This window comes from Alginatibacterium sediminis (assembly GCF_003610775.1).
In the GTDB taxonomy this organism is placed as follows: Bacteria; Pseudomonadota; Gammaproteobacteria; order Enterobacterales; family Celerinatantimonadaceae; genus Alginatibacterium; species Alginatibacterium sediminis.
Genome location: NZ_RAQO01000009.1, coordinates 276,610 through 292,127, shown reverse-complemented (window position 1 = coordinate 292,127; position 15,518 = coordinate 276,610). Strand labels below are relative to the sequence as shown.

The following is a 15,518-nucleotide window of genomic DNA, read 5'->3' as shown; positions in this document are numbered from 1 at the left end:
TCAAACTTTGACTAAAGTCGTGTAGTGAACATCAACAGCACTGCGTTTAATAAAGCTATGTGCAATCACTGGTTTCGCTATCTCGAGTATAAGTGTCTGATGTCTCGAGTAAACCAGAAATAACCATGGATTACCGAGTATGGCTCAAGACTTTAACTTTGATCACCCTCCATTTAGCCAGTTAAGTCCACAGCAGCGAGAGCAGCTGAGTGACCGACTTGATATCAGTTATTTTAAAGCTAATGAAAAAATACTGAGCAGTGGCCAAAGCGCCGAGTTTTTCCATATCATCATCAAAGGTGCCGTCGAAGAACGTGCCAACAATAATGATGAGGTCTTCGCCCAATATTCGGTAGATGATTACTTTGATGTTCGTTCTCAATTCGGCGGCTATTGTAAACATGACTATATTGCCCTCGAGGACAGTCTTTGTTACAAACTAAAAACAACCACATTTATGAAGCTGGTTCAAGAAAACCCTGAGTTTGGAGATTACTTTCAGGTTGACTTAGCCCAACGGCACCAACTCGTTGAGTCTAGGGAAGGTAATAAGAATTTAGCCGAATTTATTCTCACTCAAATCGATGATAGTAATGTGCAACAAGCCATTATTGTCGACGGTAACTTAACCATTGCTCAAGCAACCCAGCAACTCAAAGACCAACGGGTAGAGTCCTTGCTTGTCGATCACGATGGCTGTATTGGCATGCTAACCGGAACCGATTTATTGCATGCCTTGGCCTTGGATAACTTAGATTTGAGTCACCCGATCGCTGATATTGCCCACTACCATCTTATTAGTGTGCAAAAGGGCGAATTCTTATTTAATGCCATGTTACTGATGACCCGTAACGAAATTGAAAGGGTGGTGGTAAAGGACGATCTCAAAATAATTGGCATTATCGAGATGGCTCATTTACTGAGTTTATTTTCGACCCACTCGCATGTATTGGCACTGCGAATCGCACGCGCCACCAGCGTAGAAGAATTACAAGAAGCAGCTCTTACCCTCGACAAGCTGACTGAAAACCTACTAAACAATGGTATTCGCACCGTTTTTATTATGAAACTGCTAGCCACAATGAACGAGCAAATCATTGCCAAGCTTTTCGAAATAGTCGTACCTGAAGCCTACCAAAATCATGTTTGCCTCATGGTTATGGGTAGTGAAGGTCGCCAAGAGCAAATACTAAAAACCGACCAAGACAATGGCATTATCATTGAAGATGGCTGCGATTTACCCGAACTACCCGCCGCACTCAATCTATTTAGTGAACACTTACTAGAGCTTGGTTATCCTCCTTGCCCAGGCAAGATCATGGTCAATAATCCGCAATGGGTTAAGTCGCAAAGTGAGTGGTTACATACCGTACGCCAATGGTGTGATGCTGGCCATGGTGAATCGAGCATGAATCTGGCTATTCTTTGGGACGCACTAGCAGTTGCCGGAAACAAAAGCCTACTAAAACCAATCCGCAAAGCCATTGTTGAAGATATGGGACGACAAGATGTGGCACTGTCGTTTTTTGCTAAGGCCGCTTTAAGTTTCAATACGCCACTAACACTTTTTGGTGGGCTAAAAGCACAACATCAGTTACTAGATATTAAAAAAGGTGGGATATTCAGTATCGTGCACGGGGTTCGGGCAATGGCCTTAAAACACCACATCTATGCTGCCAATACTCTAGACAGAATCCATTTATTGACTCAGAAAAAACAATTAGATAGCGAACTTTCCAAGAATTTAAGTGAAGCCTTATTGTTGTTTTTTAAACTTCGTTTAAGCCAAAGCTTTGGCGACACCAGTGGTCGTTCTAGCAACGAAATCAACGTACGCGAACTCAACCATAGCGAGCGCGACTTACTTAGACATGCACTTCACGTGGTTAAAAAGTATAAAACAGTGCTCGCAAATCACTTTCAAATTAGGGATTACTAGCGGTGTTACGTCGACGATTTTATCAATGGAAGATGCGTGATAGTAAATACTCACATCTGTTGGAGCCAAGCGGTGATCGCGATAAAATCGCTTTAGATTTCGAGACCACCAGCTTGGATACAAAAAAAGCGGAAATCCTCACCATTGGAGCCGTTAGGATTCGCGGAAATACCATCACTTATAGCGAACGTTTAGAGCTCACCATTGAAGCCCCAAAAAGCCTTAACGCTAGCTCTATCGAAATCCATCAATTGAGGGCGCAAGACTTAGCCGACGGTATTCCAATCCAAGAAGCTTTACTAGAGCTGCTCGCTTTTATTGGCTCAAGAACCATCATTGGTTACAACATTCGCTATGATTTACGCATCTTGAATCGATATACCCAAGATTTGTTTGGCTATGCTTTTCTAAATCCAGTTTTAGATGTTGGGCAGCTTTATGCCCACAAATTACACGTGCCTTATGTCGGAATGGTGGTGAATCAAGACCTACAAAACATCTGTAATAAGTTACAAATTCCATTAAAAGGTCGACATAGTGCTATGGATGATGCTTTGACCGCGGCACTCATCTATTTACGCTTAGAATTTGGGCCTAGACCTTCAAGCTAGCAAAGCCTACTTACAGAAAACAGCGTTCTAGATTATTTGTCGATGCCTTAACCAACGTTAGTGTTTACGTTCACTAGACCCTAGACTTTAGTCATTCGCGTGAGCTGCATCACAAAGCAATAACACTAATTCAACAATTCATTACCCGAAAGTCTAATTGTCGACAATATGTCGAAATGCGAGCCTTTTGACAGCCGCCAAACATAACAATAATTGTCAGATCCCAGGAGTGGAACAATGAGTGACAGCAAAATATATCCGGTTAAAGCCAATATTGCGCAAACGACCCATTTGGACAACGAACAGTATCTTGCCATGTATCAGGCTTCGGTTTCTGATCCAGAAACATTTTGGGCTGAGCAAGGCCGCAAATTTGTTGATTGGATGAAGCCATTCACCAAAGTTAAGAACACTTCCTTTGACCCAGGACATGTCAGCATTAAATGGTTTGAAGATGGCCAACTGAACATCAGTGCTAACTGCATCGATCGCCACCTTGCAACCCGAGGCGATGAAGTCGCAATTATTTGGGAAGGTGACGACCCGAACCAAGACTCTAAACTTACTTTTAAGCAGCTTCACCAAGCGGTTTGTCGTTTTGCCAATGCGCTCAAAGCCCAAGGTGTGAAAAAAGGCGATGTGGTTTGCCTGTATATGCCTATGGTTCCAGAAGCAGCAATTGCAATGTTAGCTTGTACCCGGATTGGCGCGGTGCACTCAATCGTATTCGGTGGTTTTTCTCCAGAGGCCCTCGCGGGTCGAATTATCGATAGTAATAGTCAGTTTGTTATCACCTCGGATGAAGGCCTTCGCGGCGGTCGCGCTGTTCCACTAAAAGCCAATGTTGATGAAGCCTTAGCCAATCCAGAAGTAGATTGCGTGAAGAGCGTGATCGTACTAAAACGCACCGGTGGGGATATTGATTGGGTAGATGGGCGTGATTTCTGGTGGGATGAACTCACCGCTGTTGCCAGTGATGACTGTGCCCCAGAACCAATGAACGCCGAAGATCCACTGTTCATTCTTTATACCTCAGGTTCTACCGGTAAGCCCAAAGGCGTGCTACATACTACCGGTGGCTATCTTGTTTATGCAGCCATGACCTTTAAATACGTATTCGATTATCAAGACGGTGACGTTTATTGGTGTACTGCAGATGTAGGTTGGATTACCGGCCACAGTTATTTAGTTTATGGACCACTGGCCAACGGTGCAACCACACTACTGTTCGAAGGCGTACCCAATTATCCAGACGCTTCGCGCATGAGTCAGGTATGTGACAAGCACCAAGTCAGTATTCTTTATACAGCTCCAACTGCCATTCGCGCGTTAATGGCGCAAGGCGATGCAGCGGTTGCAGGAACCAAGCGGACTAGTCTTAGAATTATGGGCTCTGTAGGTGAACCCATCAACCCTGAAGCTTGGGAATGGTATTACCGTACTATTGGTGATGAGCGCTGCCCTATTGTAGATACCTGGTGGCAAACTGAAACTGGCGGTATTTTGATTACCCCACTACCGGGCGCAACCGAACTTAAACCAGGGTCTGCGACGCGGCCATTCTTTGGTGTACAACCAGCCTTAGTCGACAATTTAGGTAATGAACTAGAAGGTGCGACTTCGGGTAACTTGATTATTCGCGATAGTTGGCCCGGTCAAATGCGTAGTGTTTACGGTGATCATGAGCGTTTCGAACAAACTTACTTCTCAACTTTCCCCGGCGTTTACACAACCGGTGATGGTGCACGTCGCGACGAAGATGGTTATTTTTGGATCACAGGTCGAGTTGATGACGTACTTAATGTTTCAGGCCATAGAATGGGCACCGCTGAAATTGAAAGTGCATTGGTTGCACATCCAAAAATTTCAGAAGCCGCTGTTGTTGGTGTACCCCATGAAATTAAAGGCCAAGGGATCTATGCTTACGTCACTTTAAACGCAGGTGAAGAAGCGGATGCAGCCTTGCACAAAGAAGTAAAAGCGTGGGTACGCAAAGAGATAGGTCCAATCGCGACGCCAGATATTCTACACTGGGCTGATGCGCTTCCTAAAACTCGCTCAGGTAAGATTATGCGACGGATTTTACGTAAAATTGCGACCAATGAAACCGACTCATTGGGCGATACGTCAACCCTTGCAGATCCATCCGTTGTCGACCGCTTGATTGCTGAGAAAAGCAGCCTAGAGTAAGCACTAGTAGTTCATAACTGACGACAAATGATAGCGCAGCCTTAGGTTGCGCTTTTTTTCGCCTTGAATTTAGCACGAATGAACTTTTGTGATGTAATTAGCGTATTAAGAGTTTAAATGCTATTAATTATTATTAGGGTTTGGGCAATTTAGACTATAAAAAATAATAAAGCCAAAGCCTCGATAGCACTACGCCAATAAGCCTGCAATTAGGGCTTCACTTTCGAAATTACGGTAGTGATTGGAGAAATACGTATGCGCAATTTAAGTTTAACCATGCTCATGTTTTGCCTTGCAGCAATCAGTCCTTTTAGTTTTGCATCACTACAACTACCTGAGCGACCGGAACAAGCCTACGACAACCAATGGTTGTGGGCCGGTGCGGATGGTAATTTACTTCAAATCAAATTGCGTTTATCTCAAGAAGAACTTTATCAATCCAATCTTGAACAGTTCAGAGTAAACTATACATTGCAGTATCCACGTCAAGCCATGGCAATCTACTTAACCCCACGGCTAAATCACGCGGTGAAAGCTATCCACCAGTATTCGGGTAGTAGCAATGAAGTCCCTTCAATCACTCAAGCCATTAACACCCGCGACGATAGCCCCGGATCTCAACTGTTCTGGAGTGCCTATATGCAGTATCAAGGCGATGCTATGCGTTTCTTTAATGTGGCACCCTGCGTATTCAACAATACCTTGAGTGGCGCCTGTCTGAGACCCGACTACTCAAGTTTGTTCTATAACAATCTGAAACGATTAGAACCCTTGGCCTTACAGTTCAAAGTTGAAGACAAACCCCGCGAGTCACTTAACAATGCACTAGATTGGTTATCAAGCTTAGATACCAAACAAGAAGACAACACCGTATTTGCTGGCCCCGCACAAGTAGTGATGATGCAAGCGGCTGATAGCGATGAGCGCGCACTACTGCTTGCCATTTTAGTCAGTCACTTAGCACCAGAACTACCAATGTATGTGGTGTATTCATCGCAGCTCTCACCAGAGTCTTCTCCGGTTTGGCTGGCACTAGATGCGCGTAGCGGCTTAGAAGGTCCAAGCGTGATGATAGACTCTCGACCGCATGTGATTATTTCTGGTCCCAAAGAAATTGCTAAAGAGCAACTTTTGGTTGGCAATGCGCTAGTAAGTACGTCTATCTACTAGCCGCGGCTTTTACCCTTGGACCTTAATCTAAAGGCCGCTGGTGATAGCCCCATGTATTTCTTAAAACGATGTGAAAATGCAAAGCCATCTTGATATCCAAGCTGGCTTGCAATCACGTCAAGCGACCAGCCTGACTCACGTAGTAAGTAGGCACCATGCTCCATTCGTAGCCGTCGCAGAAACTGTTTAGGACTCATCTGAAAGTAGCGTTGAAACAAACGATAACAGTGGGGTTCAGAGACATTTATCCGTCGGGCGATCTCTTGTACTGTCCATGGATAGTGCAGTGCACTGCGCATTTGCTGCTCGATCGCCACTAAAGGATTATCCTCAACAATTGGCTTATTGGTTTGGACCATTGTCATCAAATAGCGCTGCAGCAAATCAACCAAAGATTTAACGATATGTGGATTTTGTCGCGGTTGAGACTGTTGTTGTAATAACAGCTGCATACTCGAAACCAACCCCGTGCTCGATTCCACAGTTTTGACTTGCGCCGATTCTGGAATTTGTAGCCAGCGTTGTTTAGGCGATAGTAACAGCCAAACATGTCGCCAATGGGCTGCTTTTATTTCGAAAGAATAAGCCTGCCCCAGTGGAAGAATCAATAGCTGCCCTGTTTTTAGTAATTGACTACCTGAAGGCACATGTAGTTGCCCTTCGCCAGAAAGAGTTAACAGCGCTAAATGCTCTTGTGGGTTTTTACGGCTCACAAGGTACTCTTCGCGTAGCACCGATATACCTGCCAAGTTAATTCCAACTTGTTGCAATTCCGGTAAAGCCTCGGTGGTTAGAAAGCGCTCAACACAGCGCGGGCCTATATTTAGCTCATCACGCCACATTATTTTCCAAAATGATAGTTTTGAACATGAATTAGATAGTTTTGATTATGTGCGAAAAGCCAGCAACTTACTAGAATCACCGCCAATTAAAAGAGACAAGCCAATAAAGATTCCTCGTGAAGCCCTAAATGGCTAGATAGCTCAATTTGCACCAAGTTCACATTTACGAGGGCCTTATGCCAACAACAATTAATCAATCAAAAAGCCGCTGGCTAGGTCATTTTTGGTCTTTGGCGTGGCCAATATCGCTGCAATCCGTACTGTTAAGCCTGCTAGGCTTAGTTGACGTAATGATGGTTGCCAATCTTGGCGAAGCCGAAGTCGCCGCCGTTGGTTATGCTGGCCGATCAATGTTCGTCGCAATTTTAGTTTTAGCTGGTTTTGCCACCGCGGCATCAATCTTATGCGCCCAGCACTGGGGACGTAAAGACTGGTCAGCCATAGGTCGCACCTTAGGTTTAAGCTTGGCCCTGGGTACTATCGCTAATGTCATTTTACTAAGTCTGTTCTTTACCAGTGCAGACAATATCATGTCGCTTGCGAGTACTGATGCTCAACTTCAAGCCCTTGGGATCGATTACATCTACCATACCGCTCCGATGTTGTTGTTTGTATTACCAATCATATTGTTAGAAGCTGGCTTGCGCGCAAGCGGTGAAACTCGCCTGCCGCTATATGTCAGCGTCATTGCCGTAATCGCTAACATCGGACTAAACCAAGTCTTGATCTTTGGTGTTGATGGTCTAATTGAACCGATGGGAATTGTAGGTGCCGGTGTTGCAACTGTAATTGCTAGAGCACTGCAACTACTTATCTTTGTTGTATGGCTAGCAAAACGTCGCCATCCATTGCTCAAAGCGAGCGCTATTGGTTTACTAGAAATGCGGCTTAGCGAAGCCAAACAACTCATCAAGCTGGCTACACCGCTCGTCGTTAACTTTACCGTTTGGTCAATTGGAGTATTTGCTTTTGCGACGCTTTACGGCCGACTTGGAACTCAAGCGTTGGCAGCCATTAGTTTGATTAGCCCGCTCGAGGGAATGGCAATCTCCTGTTTTATGGGTTTCTCTAGCGCCTGTTCAATCCTAATTGGGAATAAACTTGGCGCGAGCGAGTTTGCCTTAGCTTGGCGCGATGCTAAACGCACCTTACTCGTCAGCCCAATTGCAGCCATTGTTTTAGGATTTGCAATCTGGAGTTTGAGCAAACCCCTAATGAGTTTATTCGGAAATTTTGAACCCGAAACCTTAGAACTCGCTAATCAACTTGTAGTCATCATGGCGGCGACGGTTTGGCTACGAACATTAAATATGGTGCTGATCAATGGTGTGCTTCGTAGTGGCGGCGACAATAACTTCTGCTTAATGTCAGATGTCATCTGCCAATGGGGAGTCGGACTTCTATTGACCTCGGTTGCGATTTTAGTCTTTGAAGTTAGTTTAGTGACTGCATTTTGTATTGCACTAAGCGAAGAAGTGGTGAAATGTGGCCTATGTTATTGGCGTATGCATCAGAAAAAATGGCTACGAAACTTGGTCGCCACGCCGAATCAAGCTTAAATCAACCACTAAATCAGTCAAATATGCACTGTTTCTAATTTCCTGCAATCGCTGTAGCCACGGCGATTGTGGGCAAGTCTGTATCAAACTTGGTACAGATTAGACCAGAAAAATGCTGCCATTTCCGTCGAAAAGAATATAATTCAACGATAACTTACTCATTTTTAGTTTTTTCGGGTTCCGGTTTTTTTGAAACCGTGTAGACTTTCGTAAATTCTATTTTGTACGCGTTTTCGGGGATTATCAGCGATGTTGGATGGTAGATTTAGTGTTTTACTTCTAAATGGTCCAAATCTTAATCTATTAGGCCAGCGCGAGCCTGATGTCTACGGATACGAAACCCTTGTTGATGTAGTCAATAACTGTCAGCAACTTGCTAAACAACAAAACTTCGAGCTCGATGCTTTTCAAAGCAATCACGAAGGTGCACTTGTCGATAGGATTCATCAAGCGATGGGAAATGTAGATTTCATCGTGATAAATCCAGGTGCATTTACTCATACCAGCGTTGCACTGCGTGACGCGCTATTAGGGGTAAATATTCCCTTCATCGAAGTTCATATATCAAACGTTCATTCTCGTGAGCCTTTTCGCCACCACTCCTACCTTGCTGATAAAGCCGTAGGTGTCGTATGTGGCTTAGGCACCATGGGATATCAATTTGCCTTGCAGGCTGCTTTTCAGCGTCTACAAGACTAAAATCACTCTAATAAAAAGATAGGGCATCATGGATATTCGCAAAATTAAGAAACTAATCGAATTAGTTGAAGAGTCAGGTGTATCTGAGCTAGAGATCACCGAAGGCGAAGAGTCAGTACGCATTAGTCGTCAAATTACCGCTTTGGCCCCACAACAATATATGGCTGCACCCGTTGCACAACCAGCTGCGGCTCCTGTAGCTGCAGCTACTGAAGCTGCACCAGCCGTTGCTGAAGCTCCAAGTGGACATCAAGTGCTTTCACCAATGGTTGGTACCTTCTACAGCTCGGCATCACCGGATGCCGATGCATTTGTAAGTGTGGGCGACCATGTTAGTGCTGGTGATACTTTATGTATTGTCGAAGCGATGAAAATGATGAACCAAATCGAAGCAGATAAGTCGGGAACCATTCAACAAGTATTGGTCAAAGATGGTGATGCTGTTGAATTTGATGAACCCCTATTTGTTATCGCATAATATCGAGGCAATCTCATGCTAGATAAAGTCGTTATCGCCAATAGAGGCGAAATTGCGCTTCGTATTTTACGCGCCTGTAAAGAGCTTGGCATTAAAACCGTTGCAGTGCATTCCACAGCCGACCGCGAACTCAAGCACGTATTGTTAGCTGATGAAACCGTCTGTATTGGTAAACCAGCCGCTACCGAAAGCTATTTAGATATCCCAAGAATTATTGCCGCAGCCGAAGTCACTGACGCGGTAGCCATTCACCCTGGTTATGGTTTCTTGTCTGAAAACGCAGAATTCTCAGAAATCGTTGAACGCAGCGGTTTTGTTTTCATTGGGCCTAAAGCTGACACCATTCGCATGATGGGTGACAAAGTCGAAGCGATTCGAGCCATGAAGAAAGCAGGAGTGCCTTGTGTACCTGGTTCTGACGGCCCCTTAGACGATGACAAAGAGCGTAATATTTCAATCGCCAAACGTATTGGCTATCCGGTGATCATTAAAGCTGCTGGTGGTGGCGGTGGTCGCGGAATGCGGGTTGTACGTAACGAGTCAGAGCTTAATTCATCAATTTCTTTGACCCGTGCTGAAGCCGCTGCTGCGTTCAATAACAGCATCGTCTATATGGAAAAATACTTAGAGAATCCTCGCCACGTTGAAGTGCAAATTCTTTCCGATGGCCAAGGCAATGCTATTCACCTAGGTGAGCGCGACTGCTCCATGCAACGTCGTCACCAAAAAGTTGTGGAAGAAGCGCCAGCACCAGGCATCACCGCTGATATGCGCAAAGCCATCGGTGAGCGTTGTACGCGTGCTTGTATTGAAATTGAATATCGCGGCGCAGGTACCTTTGAGTTCTTGTATGAAAACGGCGAGTTTTATTTCATAGAAATGAACACCCGAATTCAAGTTGAACACCCGGTTACGGAAATGGTTACCGGCATCGACTTAATCAAAGAGCAATTACGTATTGCGGCCGGTCATCCATTATCGATTGCTCAAAGCGATATTCGAGTTGCTGGGCATGCGATTGAATGTCGAATTAACGCCGAAGACGCAGAAACGTTTATTCCATCACCGGGTAAAGTGACGCGTTTTCACGCTCCAGGTGGTCTTGGAATACGCTGGGATTCTCACCTGTATACAGGCTATACCGTTCCGCCATACTATGACTCAATGATAGGTAAGTTGATCACTTATGGCGAGAATCGCGATATTGCCATTGCACGTATGAAGAACGCACTCTCAGAGCTCGTCATTGAGGGAATAAAAACTAATATTTCACTTCAACAGCTAATCATGGAAGATGAAAACTTCCAGCATGGCGGTGCTAATATTCATTATCTAGAGAAAAAGCTTGGACTCTAAAGGTTCGCAGCAATTGTAAAGGCTAGCTTACGCTAGCCTTTTGCGTTTTTAGCAAAATCTATAATCTTTCTTATACTCAAAGTACCGATACATTATTCGAGCACCTGAGTCTATGAATCTTAGCAAGCCTTTCTATGAGCTATTACCTTGGATCTACTTCGCTCTGGGTTCTTTGGGTATTTGCTTTGGTCAATCTTGGTTATGGGCTGGATTTGCTGGCATTCTTTACAGTTTAGGTGCCCTGATCTGGATCATGCGCTCTAACTATCGTCGCAAAGATCCAATCCTACCCCGCTCTCAATTTCTTATTCCCGAGTTCATCTATGAGTTCATCCCCTTTGTTTGGGTATTTTTGTCGCTATGCGCCGCCGCACTTAGCCAACAATCAATCGCTTATGTGTTCGCAGCCCCCATAATCGGCTATGGCTGCTGGCTGCTTACCAAGCGCTATCAAAACCGTCATGGTTCGCAGCACGCAGATCTCGATATCCACCTGTTAAAGCACTAGCTCATTTGGACTTGTGATCCACTCAATTTACCGCTAGGCTCAGCGCATTCAGTCTCAGTGGAAACCCTTATGCCTTGGATCCAACTCAAAATTGATGCTCAGAACGATAATGCCGAAGCTATTAGCGATGAACTTCTTGAGCTTGGCGCACTATCAGTCACCTTTGTTGATCGCCACGACACGCCAGTATTTGAACCCAAGCCTGGTGAGACTTTGTTATGGAGTCAAACGGTTGTCTTGGGTTTATTTGATGCTAGCACCGACATGCAGCCTATCCTGCAAGCCTTAAGCGCCCAAGGCATTATCAATGCCAACAATCACATTCTTGACCCTTTAGAAGACAAAGACTGGGAGCGCGAGTGGATGAAAGACTTTCACCCCATGCGTTTTGGCCAACGACTTTGGATTTGCCCCAGTTGGACACCCGTACCTGACCCTTCAGCAGTTAACGTAATGCTTGATCCAGGGCTTGCATTTGGTACTGGCACCCACGCAACCACAGCGCTGTGCTTACGTTGGTTAGACAGCTTAGATCTAAGTGGTAAGACGGTGCTGGACTTTGGTTGCGGAAGCGGTATTTTGGCCATTGCAGCCCTTAAACTCGGCGCAGAACGAGTGATCGGAATTGATATCGACCCCCAGGCCATTCAAGCCAGTCTCGATAACGCACAGCGTAACGGCGTGAGTGACAAAATTGAACTCTATTTACCCCAAGACCATCCGCAAGATTTTGTAGCTGATGTGGTGGTAGCTAATATTTTAGCCGCGCCACTACGTGAGCTTGTAGGCCCGATTTTAGCCAACCTAAAGCCCTCTGGTGTGTTCGCTCTGTCTGGAATTTTAGAAGAGCAAGCCGACTCAGTTGCGCAGGTTTATAAAGACTTCGCTAGTATTGATCCCATCGAGTACGACAACGAATGGTGTCGTATTACCGGTACAACACATAAGGCGTAGCCAAATCGAAGCTTTTACGCAACGGCCTAATAACTAAACCCTTACATAATCAGCCTAAGTATCAAAAAATTCTTAGGCTTATTTTTGCCTGCCACAAACACGTAATGAAAATCTAGTACTTTTTTTGACAAATGTTCAATAAATAACCTTTTCAGGGCCGACAAAAAAAAGTACACTACGCCGCCCTAAGTGAGTGAAGACACGTAACGCCATGCAGATTGGACCTTATAAGCTGGAAAATCCAGTCATATTGGCTCCGATGGCCGGAGTCACGGATCAACCTTTTCGCCAACTTTGTTGGAAACTTGGTGCGGGCTTAACAGTATCGGAGATGCTGTCATCGAATCCAAAGGTGTGGACAAGCCAAAAGTCATTGCAACGAATGACGCATTTAGGTGAATGCGGTATTCGTAGTGTACAGATTGCTGGAAGTTGTCCAGACGAAATGGCCCATGCAGCGCAAGTAAATGCCAGCAATGGGGCGCAGATCATCGACATTAATATGGGATGTCCTGCGAAAAAGGTGAATAAAAAACTTGCAGGTTCTGCGTTAATGAAATCGCCAGACTTGGTGAGGCAGATCCTAAAAGCAGTCGTTGGAGCAGTCGAGATTCCGGTGACTTTAAAAATAAGAACTGGGTGGTGTGAAGAGCAGAAAAATGCACTTGAAATTGCCCAAATAGCTGAGGATTGCGGCATTGATGCTTTAGCAATCCATGGGCGAACAAGAACATGTATGTATCGTGGGCATGCCGAGTACGACACTATTGCCGCAGTTAAGCAACAAGTGTCAATGCCAGTGGTTGCTAACGGTGACATTACAAGCCCCGAGCAAGCGAAGTACGTGCTTGATTACACTGGCACAGACGCAGTGATGGTGGGCCGAGGAGCCCAAGGTAACCCTTGGATTTTTCGAGAAATAAATCACTACCTTCGTCATGGTGAGCATATTGCTGGCCCAACCAAGGTGGAAATACAAGACGTCATGCTTGGTCATTTGAACAATCTGTATCAGTTTTACGGAGAGTTACAAGGTTTAAGAATCGCTCGCAAACATGTGGGGTGGTACTTAAAACGTTGGCAGCATGCCGAAGAGTTTAGGCAGCGTTTTAATAGATTGGAGAGTTGTGATGAACAAACTTCTTCAATCGAGCGTTTTTTTCAATAATTTTTAAAGTAACAAGAAGAGCATTAACTATGTTTGAGCAAAACCATACGAGTCCACTTTCAACAATGACTAGCAGTGCTACGAGCACCGAAGTTAAAGAGCGTCCTTTACGTGACTCTGTAGAGCAAGCATTGCGTAACTACTTTGGCCAACTTGACGGTGAAGAAGTTACTGAGCTTTATGAATTGGTCCTTTCTGAAGTAGAAGCACCTTTGTTAGATGTTGTCATGCAGTACACTCGCGGCAACCAAACACGTGCTTCAATCATGCTCGGTATCAACCGCGGCACTTTACGTAAAAAATTGAAAAAATACGGCATGAACTAGTCACTAGTTTCTAAGCCTTGAATAAAAAGCCGAAGCGATATTTATCACTTCGGCTTTTTTGTAGCTATTAGACAGCTATTTCTGATTGACCAAGTAACTACTCACCAACTTCTAATACTATCTTCCCTACATGCTGCTTCTCTAAGAAATAGGCTTGTGCCGCATTGATGTCGTGAAGCGCAAAAGTTTTAGCGACTAGGGCTGTAATACGACCCTGTTCAATATGCTCTATCAGACTTTTAAAAACCCCAGAGCCCAACACAGTGCAGCCAAAGAAGCTTAAGTCCTTGAGATAGAGTGTTCTAACATCAAGTTCAACTAAGGGCCCGCCGATGGCTCCAGACACCGCATAACGGCCCCCAGGGCGCAATACTTCAAGAAACTGTGGCCACTGCTTACCAGCAACCAGATCAATTACCACATCCACGCTATTAACACCTAATTGCTTAATTAGGTCTGCATCTCTACTGATGACATGGTCACAGCCTAGCTCAAGTAGTTGTTGGTTTTTACTAGGGCTAGTTATCCCAATAACGCTAGCACCACGCGCTTTGGCAAGCTGAACTGCAGCCGAGCCCACGCCGCCAGATGCCCCCGAGATTAAAACCGTATCTTTAGAGCACACTTGCGACCTGATTAGCATGTTTTCAGCGGTTGAATATGAACACGGAAATGAAGCTAACTCGACGTCACTCATCGAGCTCTCGACCTTCCAGGCGTGTCTTGCTGCAACGCAGGTATACTCAGAAAACCCACCATTACACTCAGAGCCAAAATACCACGGTGTCTTAAGTCGCTCGCCTTTGGACTCTTGAAGACAAGGTTCAATAATAACCCTCTCTCCAACTCTATTACTTTCGACTTGCGGACCAACGGCGACTATCTCGCCGCATACATCAGCGCCTTGTATTCGAGGAAAGTCCATCGCACCACCTGACCACGTTCCCTGATTACTTAAATCATCGGTTTTGGCATACCAGCCGATTCGTGTATTGATGTCGGTGTTGTTAACCCCTGCGGCGCTAACTCGTATCAGTACTTCGCCACGTTCAGGTTTTGGTACCGGTATTGCGTTACTATGACGTTGCTGCGCACTATCACCGTAGCCCAGTAGCTCAATTCCCTTCATTACTTTTGGAATGTTCATCTCGACTTTACCTCGTCAAATAGCTTTAAAATAACCGTTTGAGCGGCCAAGCTTGCTCGATCTTTTAGTACAGGCCATGCGCTGGTCACACCTTCGTGTAGCAAATAAATTGCCGACGCTTGTTGCTTATCGAGTACCAAGCTTTCAAACAGCGCTAATATCTGCGCCTTATGCTGCTGTACCGCATATAGAATTTGAGGATCGTCAGGAAAAGAAGCCAATGCCACGTTTGATAAACAGCCATTGGGTGCATCTTTGTTCATCCATAGCTCAAGCTTGGTAAATATTTGCTGCGTGGCTTGCAAGGGATCATCAGGCAGCTCGCGCTCCAAAAAAGCAATGTAACGCTGATGACGATGCTCAAGCGCAGCAACAGTCATTGCTTCTTTTGATGGATAGTATTTGTATAGAGTGCGCAAACTAACACCGCTATGTTGTTGCAACTGAGCAATACTAAGCGTCGCAAAACCATGCGCGCTAAAGGCATGCTCCAGCTTTGCTGCGATCTGTTCTTTTAACACGACACGCCTTAGGTAGAATGTTTACTCTACCTAAGGGTAGAGCGAACACT

Annotated in this window: 15 protein-coding genes; 12 read left to right on the top strand and 3 right to left on the bottom strand. The window is 45.1% G+C overall.

Annotation, left to right across the window (positions count from 1 at the left end; genetic code table 11):
* The first annotated feature begins 139 nt into the window (after positions 1-139).
* The 4 genes from DBZ36_RS17635 (at position 140) to DBZ36_RS17620 (ending at position 5,910) form a co-directional block, all read left to right on the top strand.
* Entirely contained in the window at positions 140-1,939 is a 1,800-nt protein-coding gene (locus tag DBZ36_RS17635; protein WP_120356285.1) for a DUF294 nucleotidyltransferase-like domain-containing protein, read from the top strand.
* A gap of 2 nt (positions 1,940-1,941) precedes the next feature.
* Complete coding sequence (locus tag DBZ36_RS17630) at positions 1,942-2,550, top strand: 3'-5' exonuclease (protein ID WP_147395042.1); 609 nt, start codon at positions 1,942-1,944, stop codon at positions 2,548-2,550.
* A 237-nt stretch (positions 2,551-2,787) separates the two neighbouring features.
* Positions 2,788-4,740 (top strand): acetate--CoA ligase, encoded by a 1,953-nt coding sequence (gene acs, locus DBZ36_RS17625; protein WP_120356283.1) that lies wholly within the window; start codon positions 2,788-2,790, stop codon positions 4,738-4,740.
* Between the two features lie 255 nt (positions 4,741-4,995).
* Positions 4,996-5,910, top strand: a complete 915-nt coding sequence (locus DBZ36_RS17620; protein WP_120356282.1) for a hypothetical protein — start codon at positions 4,996-4,998, stop codon at positions 5,908-5,910.
* Here DBZ36_RS17620 and DBZ36_RS17615 read toward each other — a convergent pair.
* The gene (locus DBZ36_RS17615; protein WP_120356281.1) at positions 5,907-6,752 is read right to left on the bottom strand and encodes an AraC family transcriptional regulator; all 846 of its coding nucleotides are present in this window, start codon (positions 6,750-6,752) and stop codon (positions 5,907-5,909) included. The two genes, DBZ36_RS17620 and DBZ36_RS17615, sit on opposite strands and share 4 nt — an antisense overlap.
* 176 nt (positions 6,753-6,928) lie before the next feature.
* Here DBZ36_RS17615 and DBZ36_RS17610 point away from each other — a divergent pair, with 176 nt between their 5' ends.
* The 8 genes from DBZ36_RS17610 to fis all read left to right on the top strand — a co-directional run bounded on the left by DBZ36_RS17610 (position 6,929) and on the right by fis (position 13,800).
* The gene (locus tag DBZ36_RS17610) at positions 6,929-8,311 is read left to right on the top strand and encodes an MATE family efflux transporter (protein ID WP_120356280.1); all 1,383 of its coding nucleotides are present in this window, start codon (positions 6,929-6,931) and stop codon (positions 8,309-8,311) included.
* A gap of 249 nt (positions 8,312-8,560) precedes the next feature.
* The gene (gene aroQ, locus DBZ36_RS17605) at positions 8,561-9,010 is read left to right on the top strand and encodes a type II 3-dehydroquinate dehydratase (RefSeq protein ID WP_120356279.1); all 450 of its coding nucleotides are present in this window, start codon (positions 8,561-8,563) and stop codon (positions 9,008-9,010) included.
* 28 nt (positions 9,011-9,038) lie between these two features.
* Positions 9,039-9,488 carry an acetyl-CoA carboxylase biotin carboxyl carrier protein gene (gene accB / locus DBZ36_RS17600; RefSeq protein WP_120356278.1) on the top strand — a complete coding sequence of 150 codons (450 nt, stop codon included), beginning with the start codon at positions 9,039-9,041 and terminating at the stop codon, positions 9,486-9,488.
* A gap of 15 nt (positions 9,489-9,503) precedes the next feature.
* Complete coding sequence (gene accC / locus DBZ36_RS17595) at positions 9,504-10,844, top strand: acetyl-CoA carboxylase biotin carboxylase subunit (RefSeq protein WP_120356277.1); 1,341 nt, start codon at positions 9,504-9,506, stop codon at positions 10,842-10,844.
* Positions 10,845-10,956: 112 nt separating this feature from the next.
* Entirely contained in the window at positions 10,957-11,352 is a 396-nt protein-coding gene (locus tag DBZ36_RS17590) for a hypothetical protein (RefSeq protein WP_120356276.1), read from the top strand.
* A gap of 69 nt (positions 11,353-11,421) precedes the next feature.
* Positions 11,422-12,306: a 50S ribosomal protein L11 methyltransferase gene (gene prmA, locus DBZ36_RS17585; protein ID WP_120356275.1), complete on the top strand. Its 885-nt coding sequence runs from the start codon at positions 11,422-11,424 to the stop codon at positions 12,304-12,306.
* Between the two features lie 211 nt (positions 12,307-12,517).
* Entirely contained in the window at positions 12,518-13,474 is a 957-nt protein-coding gene (gene dusB, locus DBZ36_RS17580) for a tRNA dihydrouridine synthase DusB (RefSeq protein ID WP_120356274.1), read from the top strand.
* 29 nt (positions 13,475-13,503) lie between these two features.
* Positions 13,504-13,800, top strand: a complete 297-nt coding sequence (fis, locus tag DBZ36_RS17575) for a DNA-binding transcriptional regulator Fis (protein WP_120356273.1) — start codon at positions 13,504-13,506, stop codon at positions 13,798-13,800.
* 97 nt (positions 13,801-13,897) lie between these two features.
* On the opposite strand, the gene DBZ36_RS17570 is transcribed toward fis, so the two are convergent.
* A complete protein-coding gene (locus tag DBZ36_RS17570; protein WP_120356272.1) occupies positions 13,898-14,947 on the bottom strand; it encodes an alcohol dehydrogenase family protein in 1,050 nt (349 codons plus the stop codon).
* Positions 14,944-15,468: a TetR/AcrR family transcriptional regulator gene (locus tag DBZ36_RS17565; protein WP_120356271.1), complete on the bottom strand. Its 525-nt coding sequence runs from the start codon at positions 15,466-15,468 to the stop codon at positions 14,944-14,946. Before DBZ36_RS17565 ends, DBZ36_RS17570 begins: the two co-directional genes overlap by 4 nt.
* Positions 15,469-15,518 lie beyond the last annotated feature (50 nt).